At 54.5% G+C, this 25,615-nt stretch carries 17 protein-coding genes; 8 read left to right on the top strand and 9 right to left on the bottom strand.

Annotation, left to right across the window (positions count from 1 at the left end):
• Window positions 1-14 precede the first annotated feature (14 nt).
• Window positions 15-263, bottom strand: coding sequence for an RNA recognition motif domain-containing protein (locus tag Q4E93_RS19510; protein ID WP_303588069.1), 249 nt, complete (start codon window positions 261-263; stop codon window positions 15-17).
• 159 nt (window positions 264-422) lie between these two features.
• Here Q4E93_RS19510 and Q4E93_RS19505 point away from each other — a divergent pair, with 159 nt between their 5' ends.
• From Q4E93_RS19505 to Q4E93_RS19485, 5 genes are all read left to right on the top strand, one after another.
• The gene (locus tag Q4E93_RS19505; RefSeq protein ID WP_303588068.1) at window positions 423-983 is read left to right on the top strand and encodes an RNA polymerase sigma-70 factor; all 561 of its coding nucleotides are present in this window, start codon (window positions 423-425) and stop codon (window positions 981-983) included.
• 144 nt (window positions 984-1,127) lie between these two features.
• Window positions 1,128-2,408: a FecR family protein gene (locus Q4E93_RS19500; protein WP_303588066.1), complete on the top strand. Its 1,281-nt coding sequence runs from the start codon at window positions 1,128-1,130 to the stop codon at window positions 2,406-2,408.
• A gap of 196 nt (window positions 2,409-2,604) precedes the next feature.
• Window positions 2,605-5,790 carry a SusC/RagA family TonB-linked outer membrane protein gene (locus tag Q4E93_RS19495; protein WP_303588064.1) on the top strand — a complete coding sequence of 1,062 codons (3,186 nt, stop codon included), beginning with the start codon at window positions 2,605-2,607 and terminating at the stop codon, window positions 5,788-5,790.
• Window positions 5,791-5,805: 15 nt separating this feature from the next.
• Window positions 5,806-7,533: a RagB/SusD family nutrient uptake outer membrane protein gene (locus Q4E93_RS19490; protein ID WP_303588062.1), complete on the top strand. Its 1,728-nt coding sequence runs from the start codon at window positions 5,806-5,808 to the stop codon at window positions 7,531-7,533.
• An 80-nt stretch (window positions 7,534-7,613) separates the two neighbouring features.
• Window positions 7,614-10,061, top strand: a complete 2,448-nt coding sequence (locus Q4E93_RS19485) for an ABC transporter permease (RefSeq protein ID WP_303588061.1) — start codon at window positions 7,614-7,616, stop codon at window positions 10,059-10,061.
• Between the two features lie 35 nt (window positions 10,062-10,096).
• On the opposite strand, the gene Q4E93_RS19480 is transcribed toward Q4E93_RS19485, so the two are convergent.
• Window positions 10,097-10,654, bottom strand: a complete 558-nt coding sequence (locus Q4E93_RS19480; protein ID WP_303588060.1) for a dihydrofolate reductase family protein — start codon at window positions 10,652-10,654, stop codon at window positions 10,097-10,099.
• Between the two features lie 146 nt (window positions 10,655-10,800).
• Here Q4E93_RS19480 and Q4E93_RS19475 point away from each other — a divergent pair, with 146 nt between their 5' ends.
• Entirely contained in the window at window positions 10,801-11,787 is a 987-nt protein-coding gene (locus Q4E93_RS19475; protein WP_303588059.1) for a GlxA family transcriptional regulator, read from the top strand.
• Between the two features lie 39 nt (window positions 11,788-11,826).
• Here the strand turns inward: Q4E93_RS19475 and Q4E93_RS19470 are convergent, their stop codons facing one another.
• The 6 genes from Q4E93_RS19470 to Q4E93_RS19445 form a co-directional block, all read right to left on the bottom strand.
• The gene (locus Q4E93_RS19470) at window positions 11,827-13,293 is read right to left on the bottom strand and encodes a redoxin family protein (protein WP_303588057.1); all 1,467 of its coding nucleotides are present in this window, start codon (window positions 13,291-13,293) and stop codon (window positions 11,827-11,829) included.
• A gap of 123 nt (window positions 13,294-13,416) precedes the next feature.
• Window positions 13,417-14,235 (bottom strand): DUF5018-related domain-containing protein, encoded by an 819-nt coding sequence (locus Q4E93_RS19465; RefSeq protein WP_303588055.1) that lies wholly within the window; start codon window positions 14,233-14,235, stop codon window positions 13,417-13,419.
• 30 nt (window positions 14,236-14,265) lie between these two features.
• On the bottom strand, window positions 14,266-15,657 hold the full coding sequence (locus Q4E93_RS19460; RefSeq protein WP_303588053.1) for a RagB/SusD family nutrient uptake outer membrane protein: 1,392 nt from the start codon (window positions 15,655-15,657) through the stop codon (window positions 14,266-14,268).
• A gap of 11 nt (window positions 15,658-15,668) precedes the next feature.
• Entirely contained in the window at window positions 15,669-18,956 is a 3,288-nt protein-coding gene (locus Q4E93_RS19455) for a SusC/RagA family TonB-linked outer membrane protein (protein WP_303588051.1), read from the bottom strand.
• Between the two features lie 242 nt (window positions 18,957-19,198).
• Entirely contained in the window at window positions 19,199-20,380 is a 1,182-nt protein-coding gene (locus Q4E93_RS19450; RefSeq protein ID WP_303588049.1) for a FecR family protein, read from the bottom strand.
• 64 nt (window positions 20,381-20,444) lie between these two features.
• Window positions 20,445-21,023 carry an RNA polymerase sigma factor gene (locus tag Q4E93_RS19445; RefSeq protein ID WP_303588047.1) on the bottom strand — a complete coding sequence of 193 codons (579 nt, stop codon included), beginning with the start codon at window positions 21,021-21,023 and terminating at the stop codon, window positions 20,445-20,447.
• A gap of 186 nt (window positions 21,024-21,209) precedes the next feature.
• On the opposite strand from Q4E93_RS19445, the gene Q4E93_RS19440 reads away from it, so the two are divergent.
• Window positions 21,210-23,264: an alpha-amylase family glycosyl hydrolase gene (locus Q4E93_RS19440; protein WP_303588045.1), complete on the top strand. Its 2,055-nt coding sequence runs from the start codon at window positions 21,210-21,212 to the stop codon at window positions 23,262-23,264.
• Window positions 23,265-23,321: 57 nt separating this feature from the next.
• Window positions 23,322-23,894 carry a hypothetical protein gene (locus tag Q4E93_RS19435; RefSeq protein WP_303588043.1) on the top strand — a complete coding sequence of 191 codons (573 nt, stop codon included), beginning with the start codon at window positions 23,322-23,324 and terminating at the stop codon, window positions 23,892-23,894.
• 78 nt (window positions 23,895-23,972) lie between these two features.
• Here Q4E93_RS19435 and Q4E93_RS19430 read toward each other — a convergent pair whose 3' ends face one another.
• On the bottom strand, window positions 23,973-25,607 hold the full coding sequence (locus Q4E93_RS19430; RefSeq protein ID WP_303588041.1) for a RagB/SusD family nutrient uptake outer membrane protein: 1,635 nt from the start codon (window positions 25,605-25,607) through the stop codon (window positions 23,973-23,975).
• Window positions 25,608-25,615 lie beyond the last annotated feature (8 nt).

The following is a 25,615-nucleotide window of genomic DNA, read 5'->3' as shown; positions in this document are numbered from 1 at the left end:
AGACGAGCGGAAGATCAGTAAAAATCCGGCGGCATCTCGCTGACGGAAATGATCTTTCCGTCGAATGTGGTTTTGTCGAGAGAAGCAATCGCCTGCCTGGCCTGCGTCTCCACCGGCATGCTGACAAGTCCGCTCTTTAACGAGCGGCCATTCAGGGAATTCCTGTTCACCATCGCCGAGTCGACATTACCATAAGGGGAGAACAATTTTCGTATCTCCGTGTCCGTCGTATTGAGACTGATATTATGTATGCGGATCTCCATGGAAAGTTTATTAGGACACTAAAATTAGGCTATTTCCAGGCATTGGCGGGAAATATCTTTGCAGGACAGCAGCTGGGCAGCAGCCCAAATTTACTTTGTTGGATAGGCCGGATCTCCATAACTTTAATCCCGTTTCCAACGCTAAATTGATTGCTGCTGATGCCTGCACCATCTGAAAAAGATATCCTTTCGCTATTCAGACGCCTGTCGGGCAACCCGGATGAGGCCGCCTTATGGCAATTACATACCCACTATTTTCACCGTCTTTACGCCTATATATTCTCCATCGTCCAGCAGAAAGAGGCAGCCGAGGAGATCACCAACGATATCTTTGTGGACATCTGGCAAAAGCGGCACTTGCTGGCCGATGTCAGAAAACCCGAGATGTATCTTTTCATCTGTGCAAAGAACAAAGCGCTCCGGCACCTGAAAAAGAAATCCCCCGTCTTCGAGTCCCTGGATAAGTTCCCGGAGCTGGAATGCATCCTCGAAAAAGACCCTTACGAGATCCTCATCAGCTCTGAAATGCTCAAATGTATCAATGACGCCATCAACGCCCTGCCTCCCAAATGCAGGATGGTCTTCCGCCTGACGCGAGAAAACAACCTGAAATACAGCGAAGTGGCCGAACTACTGGAGATCTCGGAAAAAACAGTGGAAAATCAAATGGCCATTGCCTTAAAAAAGCTGAGCGCCTCCATCCTGTTCAAGCTCGTATAAATACCCCGCCCGCCCATTCCTCCATCCGTTCCATCCCCTCCAACCACCTCATCCGTCCCCCCCGCCAAAAAATCTTTTTCTCCCTTTTGGGGGTAACAGCCCCGCGCGTGTCTCCTTCCTGGAGACACAACATCGTTATCAAATATGTCCGCAAGCAGGCTGTGGGAATTATTGGCCCGAAAACATAACAACGAACTTTCCGGAGACGAGCAGGAGGAATTGGACCAGCTGCTACGGCTGCACCAGGATGTATTCGAACTGAACGAAACATTCTCCCGGCTGAAGGATATGGACGTCAAAAAGCTCACGACGCCCGCGGATGAGGAAAAGAGCAGGCAGTCGATTGCCGCCAGGATCGCAGCGCTGGCCCCCCTCCGCCCGGAAGAGGTCCGTCCGGATGAGATCCGCACCGATGATATCCTTCCCGATCATACCCACACCAATGAAGTCCGCCCCAATCAAATCCGTCCCGATGGTATCCACCCCAATGATATCCGCTTCGATGCCTCCGGCGAAGTAGCGCCCCAGTCCGCCCAGCCAGATCAGCAGGACTTCTCCGCCGCCGAAGACTTCCCGCCCCCATCCCGTGTCCTCAAAAGGGTCATGGCCTGGGCCGCTGTGTGCTGCTGCCTGGTCGTAGGCGCCGTTTGGGTGTATCAACTGAAAAACCCACTCCATCTCATCGAAAACAAACAGAACGAAGTGGCCACCAGCCTGTCGAAATCCAAGGTCCAGCTGCCCGATGGCTCCATCGTCATGCTGAACAGGCATAGCAAGCTGGTGTATAACAAGGATTTTGGCGCGACCAAAAGAGAGATCAGCCTGACAGGAGAAGCCTTCTTCGATATTTCGAAGAATGAGTCCGTTCCACTCACCGTGATAGCCGGCGCCGTGAGGATCAGGGTCATGGGCACGGCCTTTAATGTACGGGCCTATTCCGATGATTCGACCATCGAAACCTCCCTGATCCGGGGCAGCATAGAGGTCAGCTCCATTGATGACCCCGAAAGACCCATCCGCATGCGGCCAAATGAAAAAATAGTGTTTGGAAAAGAGCCCTCTCCGCTCCCCTCGTCCGGCGATGGCAAGGCCCTGGCCACCCGTAAGCCAGCCCAAACCTTCGTGCAGATGAACAGGATAAAGCCCAATCCCATCGATAGCACGATCAACGAGATCGTCTGGGTGCAGGACAAGCTCGTCTTCAGCAAAGAGCCCTTTTACAGCGTCGCGCAGAAAATGGAAAGATGGTTCCAGGTCCGCATAAAATTCAAAGACAGGATCTCGGAGCAACTGTCCCTGACAGGATCGCTGGAGAAAGAAAGCCTCACGGAAGCCCTGGATGCCTTACAGCAGCTGACTCCTTTTAATTATAAGATAGACGGTGGCGTAGTGACCATCAGCAAAAAAATTAACCCTATTAACTAACCAAAAACACAACATGAGCAAATTCAAAGAATAAAAAAAGGGAGATGAAAAAGCATCTCCCCGTATGTCAGGAAAACAGGGTCTCCCGTGGAAAGCAGGCCCTTATTTATTACCTAACAATCTTAAAGGTATGATTTTTTTTAAAGCTAACTGCGGTTGGGAAGGGACCCTTTTTCCCAACGCAATGAGATGGATTATGAGAATTTCTTTCTTCATCACCACGATCTTCAGCTTACAGGTAGCAGCATTCGCTTACTCACAGAAGACGATGACCTTTTCTGTAAAGAAAGAACCCCTGGGCAATGTGCTCGCCCTGATCGAAGAGCGCTCCGACTACCGTTTCTTATACAATGACAATCCCGTTTTCGAAAAGAACAGGATCACCCTCACTCTTAACAATGCCAACATCGACGAAGTGATGAGAAAGATCCTGGACGGCACGGGTCTGACCTACAGCGTCAATAAAAAAGACCTGGTCATATTGGTCGTTTCGGGCAAGGAAGGCCTGCTGAAACCCATCACCGGCACCATCAAAAATGAAAAAGGCGAACCCCTGGCCAATGTCAGCGTCTCCGTAAAAGGCACGACGAAAGGCACCACCACCAACGCCGCCGGAGAGTTTACCATTGATGCCAACAACGGGGAAGTGCTCATCTTTTCCATGATCGGCATGGAAACCCAGGAAGCCGTCGTGGGGGACAAGACCACGCTCAGCATCTCGCTCAAGACAAAAGCTTCCCAGCAGGATGAGATCGTTGTCATCGGGTATGGCACCCTGAGCAATAAGGAGATTTCCAGCGCCGTCACGCACCTCAGTGCGAAAGACCTGCTCACGGTGGGCTCCAACAGCCCCCTGATGTCCATGCAGGGTAAGATAGCCGGGCTGTCCATTACCAATACAGCCTCCGCCGATCCGAACTCCACCCCCAACATTCAGATGAGAGGCGTATCCTCCCGTGACGCCGGCCTGGGACCCCTGTACGTCATCAACGGCATACCGGGCGGCAACCTCGATAATATCAACCAGAATGATATCGAGTCCATCGACGTCCTGAAAGGCGGCGCCGCCTCGGCCATCTATGGCACCAGGGGCAGCAACGGCGTCATTCTCATCACCACCAAAAAAGGCAGCGCCGAACCCCGGGTATTCTATGATGGATATACAGGCTTTGACTTTGCCACCAACAAGCTGTCCGTCCTTTCAAAAGACCAGTTCCTGGCGCACAAACGCGGCGTCGACTTCGGCGGCAACACCGACTGGCTGAAAGCCGTCAGCAGGAACCCCGCCTTTTCCCAGAAACATACCCTGCAATTCTCCGGCGGCAGCGCCAGGACCAATTACATGGCCTCCCTGGACTACAGGAACGCGGAAGGCATTGACCTCAGGGCCTCGAAACAGGAGTATGGCGGGCGTATCAACCTCAACCACCGATCTGCCAACAACCTTTTCGACATATCCCTGAATGTGGCGCCCCGGTATGCTAAGACCAACCGCGCGGACTACTCCGGGTTTAATTACGCCCTCACCCTCAACCCCACGCTGTCTGTCCTGGACAGCACAGGTAAATATGCCTATATCACCACCGGCTTCTTTGCCAACAACCCCGTGGAAGTGGCAAAGTCCATCCTGGCCCCGCAGGAAATAAAGTACCTCGACATCAACGGGTCCATGAAGGTCAACATCCTGCCCAACCTGAACACCATCGTCACCCTGGGCGAAGTCACCTCCTCGTTCCGGAATGAGGACTTCACGCCCTCCACCGTAAGCTACGTCCTGAAAAGGAACGGCGGCACCGGTCGCAGCTATGGCGCCCAGTCCCTGGACGAGAATGACCAGAAAAGCTTCGAGTGGCTGGGTAATTATTCGTTACAGGTGAAAGAGCATGCGGTAAAATTGCTGGCGGGCTATTCCTACCAGTACTTCACCTCATCCGGCTTCAGCGCGTCCAACCAGGACTTCCCCTCCGATGTCCTCACCTTTAATAACCTCGGCACGGGCATCTGGAACCTCCAGGCAGGACAGAATGGCGTCGGCTCCTACAGGAACAGCTCGAAGCTGATAGCCTTTTTCGGCAGGCTCAACTATGATTTCGATCAGAAATATTACCTGTCAGCCAGCATCCGGCGGGAAGGCTCTTCCAAATTCGGCGTGAACAACAAATGGGGCAACTTCCCCGCCGCCTCCGTGGCCTGGCGGATAACCCGCGAAACTTTCATGACTGGCATCACGTGGCTGAACGAGCTGAAGCTAAGGGCGGACTATGGCGAGACAGGCAACCAGGACTTTGGCAATTACCTTTCCCTCGACACCTACAGCGGATATGGCTATTATGTGTTTAACGGGACCACCTACCAGGTGTGGGGCCCCAGCCAGAACACCAATTACGACCTTCGCTGGGAAAAAGCGTCCAACTTCAATGTCGGTCTCGACTTTTCCGCGTTGGGCAACACCCTCTACGGCAGCATCAATTACTACACCCGCACGAACAAGGACCTGCTGGGCTGGTACAATGTCCCCAATCCCCCCAACGTACAAAATCAGACCTATGCCAATGTAGGCACCATGAAGAATTCCGGCTTCGAGATCCAGCTCAACGCCACCGTGTTAAGAGGAAAGCATTTTGCTTACAATGTGTCGTTTGCAGGCGCCACGAATAACAATAAGTTCGTCTCTTTTTCCAACGACCTCTTCAAAGGCCAGAAATACATCGATGTCGTCTCCATGCCCGGCCCCGGCAGCCCCGGCAATCTCCAGCGTTTGCAGGAGGACCAAAGGATCGGCGGCTTCTATGCGCAAAAGTCCGCCGGCGTGGACCCTACAGGCGCGCTGCTGGTATACGATAAAAAAGGCACCGTCATCACGGGCGACAAGGCCAACAACGACGACAAACGATTCGTCGGCAACGGCCTTCCCCAATTTACGGCCAGCATGGGCCACAGCTTCTCCTACAGGAACTGGGATCTGAGCATTTTCCTCCGGGGCGCTTTCGGCTACAAAATATTCAACACCGTTGCCTTCTATCTCGGCACGCCATCCACACAGCAGGACGCCAACGTACTTACTTCAGCCTACAATGGCAGCAAATATGCAAAGCTCACCAATCCCTCCACTTATTCCGTGTTGTCGGACTATTTCCTGGAATCCGGGAGCTTTGTAAAGCTCGCAAATGTATCCATCGGCTATACGAAACCGTTTAATTCAAAATACCTGCGATCGCTGCGGCTGTATGCCACCGGAAGGAACCTGCACACCTTCACTGGCTTCACGGGCGGGGACCCGGACCTGATACCCGTGAATGGCCTGTATCCCGGCGTGAACAACACGCTGTCTTATTATCCTTCCACCATTCAGCTGCTGTTAGGGCTCCAACTTAATTTTTAAGATCAATCCACTACCATGACACGGAATAAATTCTTCACCTGTACCAGGTTTATTTTGCCAGGCTTCCTGCTTCTCCTGGCTAACAGCTGCACCAAGCTGGACGAACAACTATATGACAAGATCACGTCGGCGAATTTCCTGCAAACAAAGGACGATGTGACCCGGGATTTCCTGCGCGCCTTCGAACACTCCTATTGGAGCATCCAGGGAGGGTCCACCTTCATGATGCAGGAGAACAGCAGCGATGAATGCATGACACCCAACCGCCAGGGCGACTGGTACGACGGCGCTCAATACCAGCGGGTGCACTACCATACCTGGACGCCGAATGACGGCTATACCAACGACGCCTGGAACGCCTTTTACCAGGGGATCAACCTGGCCACCAATTCCCTGGAAGATATGGAGTCCATCAAGGATCCCGGCAAATTCACCCTCACCCAGGCGGACATCGACGATTTCGAGGCGGAGCTGAGAGTGCTCAGGGCCTGGCTTACTCTGAGAGCCTTCGACTTTTACAGGAATATCGTTCTCGTCACCAAGGTCAAAGGAGAGACAAAGGGAGGGCCCCAGGCCACCCCGCAGGAAACTTTCTCCTTTCTGGAAAAAGAGCTGACCGAAGCCATCCCCAAGCTCCGCACCGCCGCCGACCTGGGTGACGCGGCCATTGGCAGATGGACCAAGGCAGGCGCGGCCGCCTTGCTGATGCGCCTCTACCTGAATGCCAAGGTCTACACCGGGGTGGATAAGTTCGCCGATTGCGCCACGGTCTGCCAGGATATCATCGATGGCAAATATGGCGCGTATGCGCTGGAAACAAGATGGGACGCTCCTTTTGATTACAACAACGCCGCTTCGAAAGAGACCATCTTCGGCTTCCCCGGCAGCTTTGGCCTTACGCATTGGCAATACGACGGCGGCATGTATTTCTGGATGCTGCCCTACCAGGCGCCCCGGTACTTCGGGTTCACCGACTTCGGTGACGCCAATCCCAAATATGCGCTGCAGCCCGGCAGGGATGTGGACAGCGTCGAATATCCTTTTGCGTTAGGCAAGCCCTTTGTCAAATTCCATAAATATCCCGACGATCTCCGGCTGTTGAAATATAAGAACCTCGGCAACAGCAAAAGGCAAGGCATGTTCCTCTTTGACTACCTGCCTTATATCAATTCCGATGGGCACCCCGACACCGTAAGAGGCAACAAGGGGCCCTACCCGCTGTTCCTCCGTGACCAGGTGGGCATGTTCCTCAACACAAAGCCCGGCACGCCCATCGCGGACAAAGAGTCCAATATGAACCATGCGGACCACAACTCCGGCGTCTTTCCCGTCAAATACCCTTACTATCCCAGCGACGACCCCAATAAGATCGGATCCGCCTATGCGGAGATAAGGCTGGCGGAAGTGTACTATTCCCTGGCCGAATGCAAATACAGGGCAGGAGACAAGGCCGCGGCAGCCGTCCTGCTCAATACCGTACGGGCACGGAACTATCCTCCCGGCTCGCCCAGCCTGTACAATCCGGATGGCAGCCAGCTGACAGACCAGGAAATGCTGGACGAATGGGGGCGTGAGTTCCTGGTCGAAGGCAGAAGACGTACCGACCTCGTCCGGTGGGGCGTGTTCCACACAGGCGCATGGTGGGACAAACAGCCCGATGCAGACGACCATACCGATGTTTTCCCCATCGGACAAAATGTGCTGAATGTATCGACGCAGCTGAAACAGAATCCGGGATACTGATGTCAACAGCAGGCCCCGGTCACCCCGGGGCTTGCTTTATTGCTGTGGAATTTTTCCTGCCTTGCATCTAAAGGGGAATTATGTCCAACCATCAGCTTCGCTCCGCCGTGCGGTTCCTCGCCCGTCACAAAGGCTATGCTGGGATCAACATCCTGGGTCTGACGCTGGGCCTTTGCGCCTGCCTGGTCATCTACCACATCGTCAGCTACGAGTTCAGCTTTGACCGCGCCTATCCCGGCCGGGACCGCATCTACCGCGTCGGCTGTCGCATCCGGATAGACAATGGCAACGGCGTCATCAACGAAGGCTATGGCAAAAGCATTCCCGCTCCGGCCCCTGCAGCCCTCCTTGCCGAAGTCCCCCACATCGAAACCCTTGCCGCCTATTATCCGTATAATGTCAGCATCACCATCCCCCCGACCGGCGGCTCCGGCGCGCCCGTTCGGCTGGAACCTAAGGGCGCCAACCCTTTCATCAGCACTACCATCATTGCCTCCGGGGACTACTTCAACATCTTCCCCTACACCTGGCTCGCCGGCAACCCCGTCCAATCCCTCAGCCAACCCTATAGCGTGGTACTGACTGCCAGCCGCGCCCGCGACTACTTCGGCCATCTCCCCGCCGACCAATACATCGGCCGTGCGCTCATTTATGATGACTCCCTGCACGTTCGTGTATCCGGCATCATCAGCGACTATGAAGGCAACACTGATTTCCCTAACACCGACTTCATCTCCTTCCCGACCATCAGCCACAGTTTCCTGAAGGATATATTCCGCCACGACCTGTGGCGCTTCAACCTGGGCGTCCCGGGTATCCAGGCGTTCGTAAAGCTTTCCAAGAACGCTAATGCCACGAAGACTGCTGCCTTGTTCGACACGATATTGCAACGTCACATCGCCAACGATGCCTTTCTGCGGCTGCTTAAACTCAATATGGTCCTCCAGCCGCTCGGCGACGTCCATTTCAACGCAGCCTATGACAACGATGGCATCCGCAAGGCCAACCGGCCAGCCCTTTACGGCCTCATGGGCGCCGCGGTCTTCATCTTATTGCTGGCGATCGTCAACTTTATCAATCTGTCCACCGCTCAGGCCCTCCAACAGGCAAAGGACATGGGCATCCGCCGCATCCTTGGTGCTACCCGCCGCCGGCTCATGGGGAGATCGCTGACCGAGACGGCCATCCTCACCACCCTATCCGCCATCATCGCCCTGGCGCTCTTCCGTCCGGCGCTGGCGCTCTTTCATAATTACCTTCCGGAAGGCCTCCCTTTTAACCCCTTCAGCCCTGCCGTTCTTTTCTTCGTCGTTGGAAGCAGTATCGTCACCACCTTCCTGGCCGGTCTCTACCCGGCGATAAGCCTCGTGCGCCTTCAACTTTCCCAAAACCTGCAGCCGCAAAACACCCGGAGGTTCACGCTTCGCCGTGTCCTCATCGTCTTCCAGTTCTCCATCTCCCTGCTGTTCATCATCACCTCGCTCGTCGTCGGCCGCCAGATCAATTATATGCTGGATGCCGACATGGGTTTTTCCAGCAGCGCCGTGGTCACCGTCGCCGGCCTCAACGCTTCTCCGCAACAGATCCGCCTCTTCGCCCGGCAGGCCCTCGGCATTCCGGGAGTACAGGAAACTACCCTGCAAGGCCACGCCCCCGCCGGTGTGCAGGCCATACAAAATCCCCTGCAGCTGGATCACCGCACTGACAATAAACTGGAGGTGCACATCCAGCCCGGCGACCGGCAATTCATCCCCTTCTATCATATTCGACTGCTGGCAGGCCGTAACCTCTCGTCCGGCGATAGTCTGAGAGCGTTCGTCATCAACGACACCTACAGAAAAGCGCTCGGTTTTTCAAAGCCGGCCGATGCCTTGGGGCACACCCTTACGTGGCAGGGCAAGACCCTTCCCATCGTCGGCGTCGTGGCCGACTTCCACACCAGCTCGCTTCATACGGCCATTCCCGCCCTTGTCATCGTCCGGGCTGCCGACCGGGACAACAGCGTCGGCCTCCGCATCGCATCGACCGACCATCAGACGCTCTCCCGGCTGGAGACTCTCTGGAAAAACCTTCTGCCGGACCTACCCTTCACCTACACCTTCCTGGATGACAGCATCGCCCGGCTGTACCAAAGAGACAGGCAGCTATCGTGGCTGGTGGGCATCTCCACGGCGACGACCATTTTTGTCTCCTGCATCGGCCTGCTCGGGCTCACCCTCTTCATCGTCGAACGTAAAAAGAAAGAGGTCAGCATCCGCAAGGTGCTGGGCGCCGGCGTGGCCCACATCGTCTTCTTATTGAATAAGGAATTCTTGATGCTGGCGGGGATCGCGCTCGTCATCGCGTCCCCTATTGCCTTTCTGGGTATGCACCGCTGGCTGCAAAACTTTGCCTATCGTGTTACCATCTCCTGGTGGATCTTCGTACTGGCCGGACTGATCATCGTCGCCATCAGCGTCCTCACCATCAGCTTGCGCGTCTTCCGCGCCGCCCGTACCAACCCTACGGAAAACCTCAGGTCGGAGTAGTGTGCCGGTAAAGGTGAAAACGCGCAATTCCATTATCACCCTTTCAGGTAATGCAGGATGACAACGCCCGACTTCAATTGCCGCGTGTCCACCAACTTCAAAGGCCGCCTGACATCCAGCTGCAGCTGATCGAACAGGCGAACCCCTTTGCCCGCGATCACCGACTGCACACTGAAATAATATTCGTCCACCACGTCCATCTGCGTCAGCGCGGCGACGATCCCCGGACTGCCGATCGTCAGTAAGTCCCGGGCGCTCGTCTGCTTGAAATGATCGACATGCTCTTTTTCGATCTTTTTCACGATGGTGGAATTATTCCAGGTGGTGCCGCTGAGGGTGCCCGAGAACGCGAGCTTATCGATATCGTTCAGCGCCTGCGCCATTTTCACCTGTGCCGCCGGCTGGTTGTCACCCGACAGGATGGGCGGCCAGACACCCTGAAATAATTCGAAGGTATTACGGCCAAACCCCACCTTCTCCGTATGGCTCAGTATGCCATGGACATATTCGTGGAACTCCGCATCTGCGTTCACGTATTCACTGCCGCAAAATCCATCGGCCGTGACATTGATCAATGAAATTACCTTTCCCATAGTTGATTATTGAAGTGTTTTAAAATTTTTATAAGCAATTGCTCATTTCTTCTCACAAAGCTACCTGTTACAAATCACCTCAAAGGGGTGCAAATTTTACAACTTAGGGGGTCGTTTGTGCACGTAATTCGATCTATCTTTGAGCCATGAAACCAGGCAGGACGAAACAAATCAGTTTTTTACTGGCCGACGGAGTGCTGAAACCCAGCTCCCTGTTCAGCGCTATCGAGGTCTTCGAGAAAGCCAATGAATTCTACAGCACCCAGGGCATGGGGCCGTATTACGACATTCAGATCGTAGGGTCCGACCTCCGGCAGCATTTATTGAACACCTCTCTTGTGATCAGTGACATAAAGGATATCAAAAGTGTAAGAAAGACGGACTGTATCATCATACCCAGCTTCGATGGCAATGATGCATTTGCGATCCAAAAAAGCGGGGATGCCATCGCCTGGATGGTGGCGCAGTACAAAGAAGGGGCGGAAATAGCCAGCCTGTGCACGGGCGCCTTCCTGCTGGCCGCCACCGGTCTGCTGAAAGGAAAAAAATGCTCCACCCATTGGATGGCGCAGGAGGCATTCCAGGCCATGTTCCCCGACCTACACCTGTGCACCGACAAGGTGATCACGGACAACAAGGGCCTCTATACAGCCGGGGGCGCTATGTCCAGCCTGAACCTGGTGCTGTACCTGGTGGAAAAATACAATGGAAGAGAGGTCGCCCTTTATTGTTCGAAGATCCTTCAGATAGACATAGACAGGGATTCCCAATCGCCCTATATGATCTTCAAAGGCCAAAAAGAGCACAATGATGAAGAGATCAGGACGATGCAGGAATATATCGAGGACAACATTGATGAAAGGATCACCGTCGAACTGCTGGCCCAAAAGTGCGACATGAACAGGGTGGTTTTTTCCAGGCGATTCAAGAAAGCTACGCAGACCTCCCCCATAGAATATATTCAGCGGGTGAAGATCGAGGCCGCCAAAAGGAACCTGGAAGCCGGAAGAAAGAACATCAATGAAGTAATGTACTCCGTCGGCTATACAGACGTAAAAGCGTTCAGGAGTACATTTAAAAAAGTAGCAGGCATTACACCCCAGGAGTATAAGGCAAAGTTTGGGATCCGGTAGTCTTGAAGCCCCGGTCACCCGGTGCTTTCTTTCAGGTCCTCAGGACCCCTTTGCCAGCTCGATCATCGCTGAAAGCTCTTCCACTGCCGCTTCATCTCCGCCCGAGAAACCAGTGATGCGAAACCGGATCCGGCCGTTCTTGTCCAGCACGAACTTGGTGGGGATGCCCTGGATGCCGAAAGCTTCCACTACTTTATTGCTTTTCGTCTCCGCATCCTTCAGGTCCATCAGCACCTGGAAGCTGAAGTGATTGTCCTCGATATATTTTTTAGCTGCCGCCGTAGGGTCATCCTCGCCTTTTTCCCAGGTATGAATGAAGAGGAATCGCACACTGGGATCATCCTTGTATTTATTCACGGCCATCTGCATGGCAGGGAACGATCGCTTACAGGGTCCGCACCAGGTGGCCCAGAAATCCAGGACTACCGTCTTTCCCTTCAACTCTTCCGTAGACACCGTATTACCATTGACATCCTTCAGCACGAATGCCGGCGAAGGCTGGTTCATCATCGTGTTCTTCAGGTTGGCGATGACGTTTCGGGTGATCTCCCGTTGCATGCCGGCCAAATAGGCATCATAACCCTTTCCACCCGGATGCAGCCGCGTATACAGGTCCCGGTGAAGGCTTTTCAGCTCATTGTCGGCCAGTCCTGTTCTCACGACTGAATCCGCCTTGGCATAAGCCTCCTTGTCTCTCCCCATTGCGGCGAGGATCTTCGCATACCTGCCGTTGACCGACGGGTCATCGGGCTTTCCTTCCGCTAGGGCCTTTCGGATATATACCAGGGCGCTGTCATATTTTTTTTGCTTGAACAACCCACTGGCGTAATAGTTACAATAACCCCGGTAGCCATGCGCAGCGAAATCTGCCCCTTCCTCCGTCTTGCGGCTCGTCTTGAATGCATACGCGTTCTCCATGGCCTTTTTGTAAAGCCCCATGGCGGCATCGATAAAGCCATTCTTTTCCAGTTCCATGCCGACGCCGGCCCATCCTTCTCCCTTCCAGGCCGGGGTGGTCACCATGTCCGCGTACAGCAACGCCTTCTGCACATTTTTTTCTTCGGCATAGGTCCTGGCCACATCGTTGGAGGCATAATCGTACAAGATCGTGCTTCCTGGGAATCGCGCTGGCGGGTACTTGCTCTTCCAGGCAAGATAGGCCGCCTCTTTGGCCGCCGCGCCTTTTGCATCATAGACCGCGGTCACCTCTTTTCCCCGCCAGTATTCGCCGCCGGGAAATTTTGTTTTGATAACGCCTTCGACACTGTCGGCTACCGCGTTCTTCTTCATGGTGTAAAAGTATTGCCATGCCATCATCCAATCCTTTTCATTATCCGTCTGCAACAAGCCATAAAGCTTGCCTGACAGCAATTCCCTGTCCGCAGCCGCCTTCGACGTTGCCAATCGATAGTAGAAGCGGGCCGTCGTATCTCCCGCCTGCTGCGCATGGGCGCCAAAAAGAATGGCCGTCAGCGCCAGGGTCTGTATAATGATCTTTTCTTTCATAGTCATATGCTTATTGTGTGAACCTTTTTGTGTGAACCTCTTGTGTGAACCTTTTGTCCGAAGCTTTTGTCCGAAGCTTTTTGTCTGAAGCTTTTTGTCCGAACCTTTGTGTGACCCCATCTTTTATTGCTTCCGCAGCGTATCCGTGATGATCCTCCATCCACTCGATCCCTGGTATTCATAATTGAGGATAAAGGTTTTGGTATCCGGGTAGTATGCATTGGTAGCGCCTGGCACCATCTGGCTGTTGGCGAGCGGACCGCCGCCGAGGAATTGCGTGACCTCGCAGGAATTGTCGCTGTTGACCTTGATATTCATCGTATAGCCGCTGGCGCCCAGGTCGGCCAGGTCGCAGCTCACCGTGCTGGGGTCCACGTACGAGAGGAATTTCGTCCTGTCCAGGGCGCGCGGGAGCGTAGGATGGGTAAAATATCCCGTCTCCGCATAGTTCCCCATGTATTTATTCACTTTCAGCTCCGGTATCGTGGCGGTAACGATGACATATGTCTTCGAATCGCCGCTGGCGGCGGTCACCTTATAGTACCGCGGGGCCGAATAATCGCCCGCATCGCCGAAGGCCGGCGCATTGTCTACAGGGGCCACCATGGCCATATCCGAGATCGTGGCGTATGCCCAGAGCTTGCTGAGGCTGACATGGGACACCTGGTCCACGGAAAAGGACGAAGGAAGCGAAGGGCTGCAATAGATCGTGTCATTTGAGATCACGATGCTGTTGTTCAGGGTGGCTTCATTGTAGGTGATCTTCTGATCCGCGGCGCCCGCATGCGTAGTATCATACCACTTGTACTGGTAAGTGACGAAGGTGAGCGCATTGCCGGCGGATGGTTTGTCCGGCGACACCGCCGTCTTGATACAGGAGCTTGCCAGCAGGCAGAAGACCGCCAGGATGGTACAGCTATAGTTGCTTATATAGGAGTTCATGTTGTCTTTTTTCTCGGTATGAAAATTTTCTTAATTATACCCCTCGTTCTGCGTGAGGCTGGGATTCACCAATGTCTGTGCCGTCGGGATGGGGAGGAGACCCTTGGTCGCACTCCGGTAGGAAGGCTTGATAGGGCCGATCACGTCATTCACCGTACCCGTGCGCCGCAGGTCGAACCAACGGTGGGTCTCCCCGAACAACTCGACTTTTCTTTCGGCCGCAATGGCAACCAGCAGCTCCGTCGATGTCGCAGCCGTGGTATTGGAAAGGCCCGCCCTGTTCCTGACAGCATTCAGGTCGTCCTGCGCCCCCGTGAGATTCGTATTCAGCGCCGCCCGGGCTTCCGCCCTGATAAGATACTGCTCGGCCAGCCGCAAAATGACATTGTATTCATTGCCTGCCGTAGCCGTCGCCAGCTTGTATTTATTGATCTTATAGAAGGTGGCCCCGTTGGACACCACCGCATCCACCCACTGCGTTGCCCTGTTGTCTCCCGTCTCGAAGGAATTGACGAATCCCGGGTACAGCGTATACAGGGGGACCGCGGTGGCCGACGAGCTCCGGTAGCTGGAGCCGAACAAAGTGGAATAGCCATAGAGCGTCGAGAATTGCAGGATGACCTCGGGGCTCGTGGTGATGAAGGTGGAATTGAGCGCCGGCAGGCTATAGCTGACATCCGCCGCCCCGATCACGCGCGTCGCTTCCGACTCGGCGTTGGCATAATCCTTTGTGTAGAGATAGGCCCGGGCCAGCAGCGCAGCCGCCGCATATTTGTTCACTCTTGTCCTGGGATATGCCGCACTGCTGACATACGCCGATGGCAGCATGCTTTCCGCATCTTTCAGATCACTGATGATCTGCGCCCATACTTTGTCGGCAGAAGACCTGGCCAGTTTCGCATTGTCCAGCTCCAGCGTGTTGATGGTGAGGGGCACATCGCCAAAATAATTCACGAGAAAATAAAAATACCAGGCCCGGAAGAATTTGGCCTCCCCCGTCAGCTGACGCTTCACCGAATCAGGCAGCGTGGTGGATTGGGAGATCCCGTTGATAGCCAGGTTGGCCTCGCGGATCACGACATAAGGATAGTACCAGAAATTATTGGCCAGCGTGGCATTGCCAGGCGTGACGAACCCCTGCGCAAACCCCAGATTATCGGCAGCGGTACCGTTGTATTGCAGCTCATCGGCAGGCAGGGCGCCCGTCACCATGAGATACGGCAGGCTGCTCTGTGTAGTGTAGTAAAAAGAATATAAGGCAAGCACTGCTGCCGTGGCCGAAGCCGGCGTAGCATACGTATCTTCCGCAGAGAGCTGCCCCGGCGCCACGTCGATGGTGACATATTTCTCGCATGATGACAGGCCCGTGGCCAGCACCATTCCCACGAGAAGATATCGATTCAATATATTTTTAACTTTCATGATAGTAAGTATTAGAATGAACAATTAACACCGATCACCATCGTCCGTAATGGAGGGAAGTTCATATACCTGCCCGTGCCGACGCCCGGATCGGCGCCCGACACTCCCGTCTCGGGATCATAGGTGTATTTCTGTTTGGCCCAGGTGAAGATATTCTGCCCCTGTGCATAGAAGGTGACGGCCGTGAAATTGATCTTTTTCACCCAGCGCGCCGGCAGGGAATAATTCAGGCTCACCGTCTTCAGCTTGATGAAGGAGGCATCTCCCCAGGCCGAGCTGGAGTAATAGATAAAATCCGACATCGACGTGCTGGTGGCCACCGTCGCCGCCGGATAGAGGGCCTGGTCGCCATTCGCCCGCCACCTGTTCAGCGCATCTTTGCTCTGGTTGGCATAGGTGTATCCAAAGGGATTGGTGTTGGGATACGTTCCGATGGTGCTGTTGAGATACCCCATCCTGTGATTGAACTGGAAGAGGAAGTCCAGCCGCAGCCCTTCATACGAAAGGCTGTTGCCAATCCCCCCGTAGAGCGGATGCCCAACGCTCGCGGGAACCCTGTCGGCGGCATAGGTCATCTGGCCGTCGCCATTCTGGTCCTTGAACATAGGCAGACCGTTCTTGGGGTCGATGCCCCTGTACTGATAGAACTTTTGCAGGTTGGCGGGCTGCCCGATCACAAAGCTCGAGCTGTAGGAAGAATTGGCGAGGTTCGGGTAGGACACCAGCTTGTTGCGGGGAATGGTCAGGTTCAACGAGGTCGTCCACCTGAATTTTCCCTGGGTGATATTCACCGTGTTCAGCTCCAGCTCGAACCCTTTGTTCTCGATGACAGCCGGCAGGTTGCCCATATAGCTGTTGGTCCCGCTCTGCGTAGGGGTGGTAATAAAGGTAAGCACATCCGTCGACAGGTTGCGGTAGAGATCCGTCTTCAGCAGGACCCGGTCTTTCAGGAATCCCAGCTCCAGGGCCAGGTCCAGCTGGGTCGTTTTTTCCCAGTGCAGTCCCGGGTTGGCCAGGTTGGAAGGATACAGGATCGAGGCGCCGTTGTAGTTATTGCCCGACGAGGCCGTGTAAAGGGAAGAATATTGGTAGTTGAGTATCTGGTCGTTGCCCGTGATGCCATAGCTGCCCCGCAATTTCCCGAAGCTCAATACATGCAGGCTTTTGAAGAGATCTTCTTCAGTGAAGATCCATGCCGCGCCGACGGCGCCAAAATTACCAAAGCGGTGGCCCGATCCAAATCGGGAAGAGCCGTCCCGGCGCCCCGTGGCATCGAGGAAATATTTGTTGCCCCAGGCATAGTTCAGCTTGCCGAAGACCGCGCTGTACTTATAGAGCGAATAGTTATTGTAATTGATGACGATCGTATTGGCCGCGGCAATGGAGGTGATCAGATTGTCATTGCTGAAGCCCGTGCCCTGCATGGAGATGCCCGTCGACTTGTTCTGCTGGAAGGTGGACCCCGCCAACGCCGTCAGCCGGCCCCTGCCGATGGTCCGGGTGTATTCCACCTGCGGCTCGATGGTGTAATTGTCGTTGTCGTTCTTCGCATACAGCAGCTGGCTCACCGTCGAGGAAGCCGAATTTTGGGCCGAGGCGGGATTCGTCGAGGTCTGGTTGAGTCGCGTGGTGGAATAACCCAGGTTGGTCTTTACTTTCAAGCCGGGCATCAGCTCGTAGCTCAGCACCAGGTTGCCGATGAGGTTCGACGTCGATGCATCGTATTTCCTCATCAGGTAAGACAGGGGGCTCGCAAGGGTGAAATTCAGCGATCCGTCGCTGTTGTATAAAGGAAAATTGGGAGGAAGATTATAGATAGCGCTCAGATCGACGCTGGGCAGATTGTTCTTCATAGTGGAATAGCTGGCGGACAGGTTGATATTGAACTTTCCATCCCTGGTGGTATGCCCCGCGTTGATACGGTTGGAGAACATATTGTTGTTAAAGGATCCGGGGTACACCGTTCCTTCTGTGCGATACGTAGCGCTATACAAAAATTTCGTCTGTGCATTACCCCCCGACACCGACGCAGTGGCATTGGTGGTATGGGCAGTGCCGCCAATGGCCCATTTCTGCCAGTCCGTATAAGCCGTCTGGTTCCACACCTTCAGGTCCAAGGCATTGGACGTGGTGGGCGTCACGCCGGCATAATTGAAGGCATCCGTGCGCATGGCCAGGTATTCCTGGGTATTCATCATAGGAATGAAATGGTTCACTTTTGCAATGCCGTGGTTGGCATTCAGCGAAAAGATGGTCCGGTTCTGCACGCCCTTTTTCGTCGTTATCAGGATGACGCCATTCGCTCCCCGCGATCCATAGATGGCCGTCGCATCCCCGTCTTTAAGGACATCGATCCTTTCGATATCGTCGGGATTGATCATGCTCAGGGGACTGATACCGCCATTGGCGCCGCTGATCCCAAATGCGTTGAGGTTATCCGTTGCGGGAAAGCCGCCATTGAAGAGCGTGAACGGAACGCCATCGACGATATACAGCGGCACATAGCCGGCCATGGATACGCCCGACCCCGCGCCCCGGATAGATACTCTTACGGCAGCGCCCATCAGGCCATTGTCCTGCGTGATGACAGCGCCTGGTATCCTGCCCTGCAGCGCAGTGATAGGGTTGGTGATCTGCTGTTTCGAGATATCGTCTGAAGTGACCGAGCTGACGGCGCCCGTCGACTTTCTCCGCGTGGTACTGCCATACGCGATGATCTGCACCTCGTCCAATGCGCTCACCTTGGTCTTTACCGTCACGGTCACCGACACGCGGCCGCTCAGTTTCGTTTCATAGGTCTCGATGTTCGCGCCGCTGAATACCAGCGTCGCATTTCCATCCACGTTGGAGAGCTTAAACTCGCCATTGGCATTGGTAGTAGCTCCTTTGCCCGTATTCTTCACCAGGACGTTCACCGATTCCACAGGCTCTCCTTTCTCGTTGACCACCCGCCCGCGGATCTCTCCGGGCGGCAGCGGCGAAGCCAAAGGTTCGGCGCGGATAGACGGGGCCGCTTCTATCAGGACCATCTTATCCCTGATCCTGTAAGCAAGTCCCGTCCCTTGCAGGCAAAGGTCCAGCACCTGCGTGAGCGAGGCTTTTTTCACATCGATGCTGACCGCGGGCGTCTTATCCAATAATTGTTCGTTCCAGAGAAAAGAAAATCCCGTCTGCTGTTCCACCAGCCTGAAGACCTTTTCCAGCGTGATATTCCGCGAGGAGATCGTCACCTCCTGCGAATAACCGGAGGCGCTGACATGGAGGGAAGCGACCAGGATGAAAATTGCAGTTAATCTCATAATAAACAGCAGTTTGGCGGGCAAAGACCTCCCTGGGGCAAGAGCTTTGCCATGTACTAGCAGTTCCATACTTTTGTGCAGTTGGGTTTTGAAAGTTAAACAGTCATTTTGCAGTGTCTGATCTTAAACAGGATGGCCCAATATTTCCCGGGTTCTGCCGCAAACAGGATCCGGTTTTTTTTAAGCCTCCCTCATTCGTTCTTTTCTATTTTCTCATGCTGTGGGTTTGGGTTAAAAAATAATTACGGCGATATCAAGATGGTTTTTCCTTTCATCGTGTAGTGAACGCCATTGTCTTCCAGGAAGCCCAATACGGTGGCCAGGTTGACATCCCGGTGGAGGACGCCACCGATCCGGACGGCAGGGACCTTGTCCGTGAACGCAATGTCGACATCATACCAGCGTGAGATCTGGCGCATCAGCGCCGCGAAGTCGGTATTGCCGATGTCCATCCTGCCCCGTACCCATGCGGTCACTGCAGCCGTATCCACCTGCCGGACAGATAGCTTACCCGTGGACCGGTCGATCTTCCCCTGCCGGCCCGGCGTCAATGCCACCGCCCCGGCCTCCGCCTTCAGCCTCACCGATCCTTCCAGGAGGGTAGCGTTGATATTGTCCTCGTCGTCATAGTCCGCCACATCGAAATGTGTGCCCAGCACTTGTACCTCGCCCCTGCCGAGCTGCACGATAAAGGGACTGTTCCGATCCTGCGCCACCTCGAAATAGGCCTCCCCGCTGACGACGACCCGGCGTTCCCTGCCCGCAAAGACCGTGGGATAACGAATGGAGCTGGCGGCATTCAGCATCACCTGCGTGCCATCCGCCAATACCAATCTGAATTGTCTCCCCCTTGGCGTAGTGATCGTATTGTACAGGACAGCGTCACCGGCGGCCTTTCCACCATAGATGATCTGTCCTTCTTCCTTCCGTAACGACACATTTCCTTCCTTTTCCAGCAGCCCGTCCTGCACACTGTCCAGCTGCACCTGCCGCCCATCCGACAACGTCAGCATAGCCCCGCTCCTTCCCGGAGGCGCATCGATCCTGGCCAAACTTCTTCCGCCGGCCAGCTCACCTCCGCCGCCCTTGCCGCTCCGGGACAGGTAAATACCTCCCGCCAGCAATAAGACCAATGCTGCCGCCCCGATGGCCTTCCACCGCCACGGGTACAGCCTCACCACGGGCGCCGGAGACGCAGGCTCCTTCTCCTTCGAATCGATCCGGGCCAGCAGAGAAGCAAATATTTCCTTTTTATCATGGTCCCCCGCGCTGCCCGCAAAAGCGGGGTCCGAAAAAGCCCCTTCCAGTATCCCGTCCAATGCCCCCTCATCATAGCCCGCTTTGATCATTGCATGCAGCTGCAACAGCTCTTCCGGGCTGATGGACTCGTCAAGATATCTGGCAAACAAATGCTGTATAGTCATAAGAAGGTTATTGAAAGGAAAGACGGATGGCCCGCAAAAAAGAGAACATCCTTTTGAAAAAAAATCAGGAAAAGAAAAAACAACGGCACAAGAAAATGATAATTAGCAGCTTATCGGCGTTCTCCGCCAGCTGCTCCCGCAGCGCCATCAACGCCCGCACCATGTATGTCTTAGAAGACAGCGGCGTAATATGCAGTCTTTGCGCAATTTCCTCATGGCTCAGGCCCTCGAAACGATGGAGGATGAACACCCGCTTCAGCTGCGCAGGTAATCCCATGACCGCCTGCTCCAGCGCACCCGTCAGCTCCTTCTGCTCCAGCTGGCGCTGCGGCGAAATGCCGTCACCGGAAAAATAATGGATGAGGAAGGCCAGGTTGGATTCCCGAAAGACCTTCGTTCTCAGATGATCATGAACGAGATTGCGGGTAATGGTATAGAGAAATCCGCTGAAGTTCTGCACGGAAGGCAGTGCGGCCCGCTGTTCCCACAGCTTTAAGAAAATGTCCTGCGCAAGATCTTTCGACTGCTCCGGTGATTTGGTCAGGTGCAGGCTCGTGCCATACACCTGGTCCCAGTATACTTCGAATAGCTGATTGAAGGCTTGCTTATCACCACCGGCTATTCGTAACAACAGCGCACGCACATCATATAATTTTTCTTCCCCCAATCGCCGATCGATATAGTTTTGGAAACTGCAATATAGACATTTCTCCGGGCTTGCCGGGGCAGGAAATACGTAGAACTACCTTTGTTATTCTTCTCCGATTCGCTTACATTTAATAGAACCGGCCTTTCTTCAACGACCTGCTGCCACCCAAAAATCACGATCATGCCAACACCCATCGACCTCTTCCGGCCGCAGCGGCCGGACACGATCCCTTCCGTCCGCCTGCTGCTGAACCAGGCACGCAAAGATGCCGTCACCTATTTCCCTTCCCCGGTGGACTGGCGGGATGAAGTGCTGTATTTTTTATTGCCCGACCGCTTCAGCGACGGAAAAGAAGCCAACAGGCCCTTACTCCAGCGAAGCGAGATCCACACCATGCGGCAAACCAACGCTTTTCCCAACATCAGCTGGGAACAATGGGCCACGTCCGCACTGAGATGGCAAGGCGGCACCATCAGTGGCATCCAATCCAAACTAAACTACCTGCACCAGCTGGGGATCACCACCATCTGGATAGCGCCCCTCTATAAACAACGCCTCCGCAAAGACACCTATCACGGCTATGGCATCCAGGATTTTTTAGACATCGATCCACGGTTTGGCACACGCAAAGACCTGATAGCGCTAATCAGCGCAGCGCACGACCTGGGTATCCGTATCATCCTGGATGTGATCATCAATCACAGCGGTGATAACTGGGCCTATATCCCTCCCGGCGCCGGGCCCGGGCAGGAGGTGCGCAATCCTTTTTACAAACCCTTCCCCGACTATTATGGCAATCCCGGCGACCCCGTCATGCGGGAGTGGACCACCGCCTGGCGCAATGCGCAGGAACAGCCCTTTCATCCTTCGGGTAATACCCCTTTCAACCCGGATGAAGCCGCATGGCCCAGGGAATTGCAGGACGTCCATTCCTACACACGCGCCGGCAAGGGCAGCCTCAATGACAACGACCTGGACAATGATAATGCCGAGCACAAACGCACGGACTTCGAAGACCTGAAAGACTTCGCCCTGGACAATGGGCACACTTTCGCCTTTCTTTGCGACTGCTTTAAATATTGGATCGCCCTCACGGATTGCGATGGGTTCCGCATCGACACCGTCAAGCATATCTCCAAGGAAGACGCCCGTAACTTCTGCGGCGCCATCCTGGAATTTACCGAAAGCATCGGCAAACGCAATTTCCTCCTCGTGGGCGAGATCGCAGGCGGCGACGACAACCAGGATTTTATCATGAATTATATGGAGCTGGTGCAACGCAACCTGAAAGCCGCCCTCGACATCGGAAGCGACCGTGTCCTGTTGAGCAACATGGGGAAAGGACTCATCGATGCAAAGGATTATTTTGACGGCTTCGCCGAAGAAAGCAAAGGTTTTGCCTCTCATCGCAGCTTCGGCAACCGTCACGTCTCCATCCTGAATGACCATGACCATGTGATAGGGGAGAAATTGCGTTTCTCTGTGGGGATACCGGACTTGTCCCTGGTGAAGGATTACCAGGTAGTGGTGCCCACTGCGATCCAATTATTCACCCTCGGTATACCCTGCATCTATTATGGGACCGAACAGGCTTTTTCCGGCCCGCCGCAAAGCCAGCAGCCTTTTCTTCCTGAATTCGGCAAGTCGGATCGCTATCTGCGGGAAGCCCTATTCGGCCCCGAACATCCCAGGGGCAATCACAGCCAGGACCTCGCCACCCAGCTGGATACGCAGGACCAGAGCCTGCCCGGCTTTGGCGCATTCGGCACCAGCGGCCGCCATGTTTTCGATCCTTCCAGTCCCGCCTTTATCCGGATAGCCGCCCTGACAAAAGTACGCGCGCAATTCCTCGTGCTGAGGGTCGGTCGCCAATACAGGCGGCAACTGCGCATCTTCGGAGATTTCGCCTACCCGACAGCGGGAGAGCTGGTAGCCTGGAGCCGCATCCTGGACCACCAGGAAGCCGTGTGCCTGGTGAATCCCAATGGGGGCAATGGCGCCGTCCGGGGAGGGGACGTGGTCGTGTCTTCGGAACTTTGGGAAGCAGGGGCTGCTTTCACCGTCGTCGCCAACACAGCGCAGACAGCCGCCGATGCGCAGGGAGTCCTTTACACCGGTACGCATCCCGTCGGCTCAACCGTACAGGTGCAGGGGGCGGCGAATGGAGAGCCGGCCTACCTGGCCATCCGGCAAGTGCAGCCGGCGGAGGTGCTGGTGCTGGTGAAGGAATATTGATGCAGGAGAGCACATCCGATTTTTGTCGGATAGACCGGAATGTACTATTATTGTTTGATGCGCGCTAAATCCACTAAGACCGTTCGACGCTCACCACGCTTGAACCTCCTCTTTGCCATTATTACGTTTACCGCCATGTTATTGACGGTCTGGGAAATGACGATCTATCAAAAAACATTCATTTCTTTTGGCCTGGCGTTCGGCATCTGGATCCTTCCAGGAATAATAACTACACCCTTGTTAAACAAATTCGTATTGACACTGTCTCCGGCAGCCAGTCTTCCAACACAGTTCGCTTACAATACTGTTACCTGGGGCGGCCTCGTGCTATTCTTCTTTATGTGGAGCAACAAAACCTTTGCCGATGCGAAAGAATACAAGGTCGACGCCAGCATTGTTTCAAGAGGACACATGACAGATAGGAATAGATCCTGTAAAAGACCCTACGTTGTCATCAAGTATAATGAAGTGGAAAAACGGCTGGTATATAGTTGTACGACCAACGAGAAAGCATATAGCTATGTTGAATTGGCAGTAGCCCGTGGCCTGTTCGGATTTGATGTGCTGATAAGATATACGCTGGTTGATCCAGACCCGGTATTTCTAAATAAAAAAAGCCCCGCTTTTTAGCAGGGCTCTATACTGTTCTTGCATATGTAAGGCTTGCAACCACCTACACCTTCTTTGATCTTAGTCTGCACTCCACGCTCAATATCCTTCATTCTGCACAAGCTTCGGATTCAGCGCAATTTCTGTAGCCGGCACAGGCATCACCCGCTTCAGTACATTGGCATCCGTCTTAAAGCCCCATTTGTTCTCGAACTGTCCATAACGGATCAGGTCATTCCGGCGCCATCCCTCCCAGGCCAGCTCCCTGGCCCGCTCATCCAATACCCCCTGCAAGTCGACATTACTGACAGGGTCCGCATGTGCGCGGGTCCGGATCTTATTCACCAGGACATCGGGCGTTTGCAATTCCCCTTTCACCGTCGTGGCCGCAGCTCCACGCAGGATCGCCTCCGCCTTCATCAGGATCACGTCGGCAAGGCGGAACACGGGAATATCGTTGCTGGCAAATCGGGAGGAAGGATTGGCATTCGGATCGGGATAGTACTTGATGGAACGCGCGCCCATCAGCTGGCCCAGCACATCATTGCCCACGTCCAATTTATCGGGGAAGCCCGGTTTCAGCTTCAGCGTATCGGACACCACCACCGGCCAGTTGACAGGACCGTCCGGACCCGTATACGTCGCATCCAGCGCCTTCTTTGTCGTCGCATACAATAAGGGCGAGCCATCCCAGTTGTACTGGGGTCCTGAGAGCCAGGTCGCGTTGCGCACGTCGTTGTTCAAATTGAAATAAGCGTGGAAATCCGGTATCGTGCTGAGGGCGACGCTCGGTCCAAAGGGTATCGAGTATTTCTTGACAAAGCAGGCATGCAGGCCAAAACGCTCGAAGTGATCCCCGGGGATCGAGTTGGCATCGTAGGGAATCGCCAGGATCGTTTCTTTCACCTGCGGCCCATTGGTGGGCGCGAAAACATCGTTGTAATTCGCATCCAGCGTATACGGCGCATTCGACAATATGCTGTCCGCCATCGCCACCGCATCCGCGTTACGGTCCGTACCCACATAATACTGGGCATTCAAATACAATTTCTCCAGCAGGGCAAAAGCCATCCATTTGGTCGGCTTGCCATAGCTGTTCCCATCCACGTTCGCCGGAAGGCCGGGCAACGCAGATTTCATCGTGCGCTCGATATAGTCGAAAACCTCCGCCCTGGGCCTGGTGGCAGGCTGGGTCACCTGCGGGAAAGTATCGAGGATCGGGATATTGCCGTAAAGGTCCATCATTAAGAAAGTAAACAGGCCCTTCATCGCTTTCATTTGCGCGATCGATGTCCCGGCCGTAGCGCCCGCGTTGGGACTATTCAATACATTGATGGCCTGGTTGGCCAGGTTGATCCCCGTAAAACCCCACTGCCAGGTGGAGATGACATAAGGATGGTCCTTGGTCCAGGTATGCAGGTGCATGAACCGGTATTTACCGCCATCATCATAATTACCGTCACGGGCAGGGATAATGGCCTCGTCCGTACAAAGCTCCTGGAAGAGCCAATAGTCCACGCCATAGCTGTAGCCGGAACCATTCATCCAGTATTTGCTGTCTCCCAGCGTACTGTTGGCCAGCTGGCCATACACTGCGCCCATCATGGCCGCGTAAGAGCTGCTGTTGTTCGGAAAATTGCCGGAGGTATAACGTGATTTTACATCCACGTCGAGTTTGGTGCAGGACGCGGCCGCCAGAACGAGCATCCCGAAAAATATCTTATAGTGTTTCATCTAGATTG

This window comes from Flavitalea plasmicola (assembly GCF_030546645.1).
In the GTDB taxonomy this organism is placed as follows: domain Bacteria; phylum Bacteroidota; class Bacteroidia; order Chitinophagales; family Chitinophagaceae; genus Puia.
The sequence above is the reverse complement of the archived record's forward strand: the minus strand, read 5'-3'. Positions and strand labels throughout refer to the sequence as shown.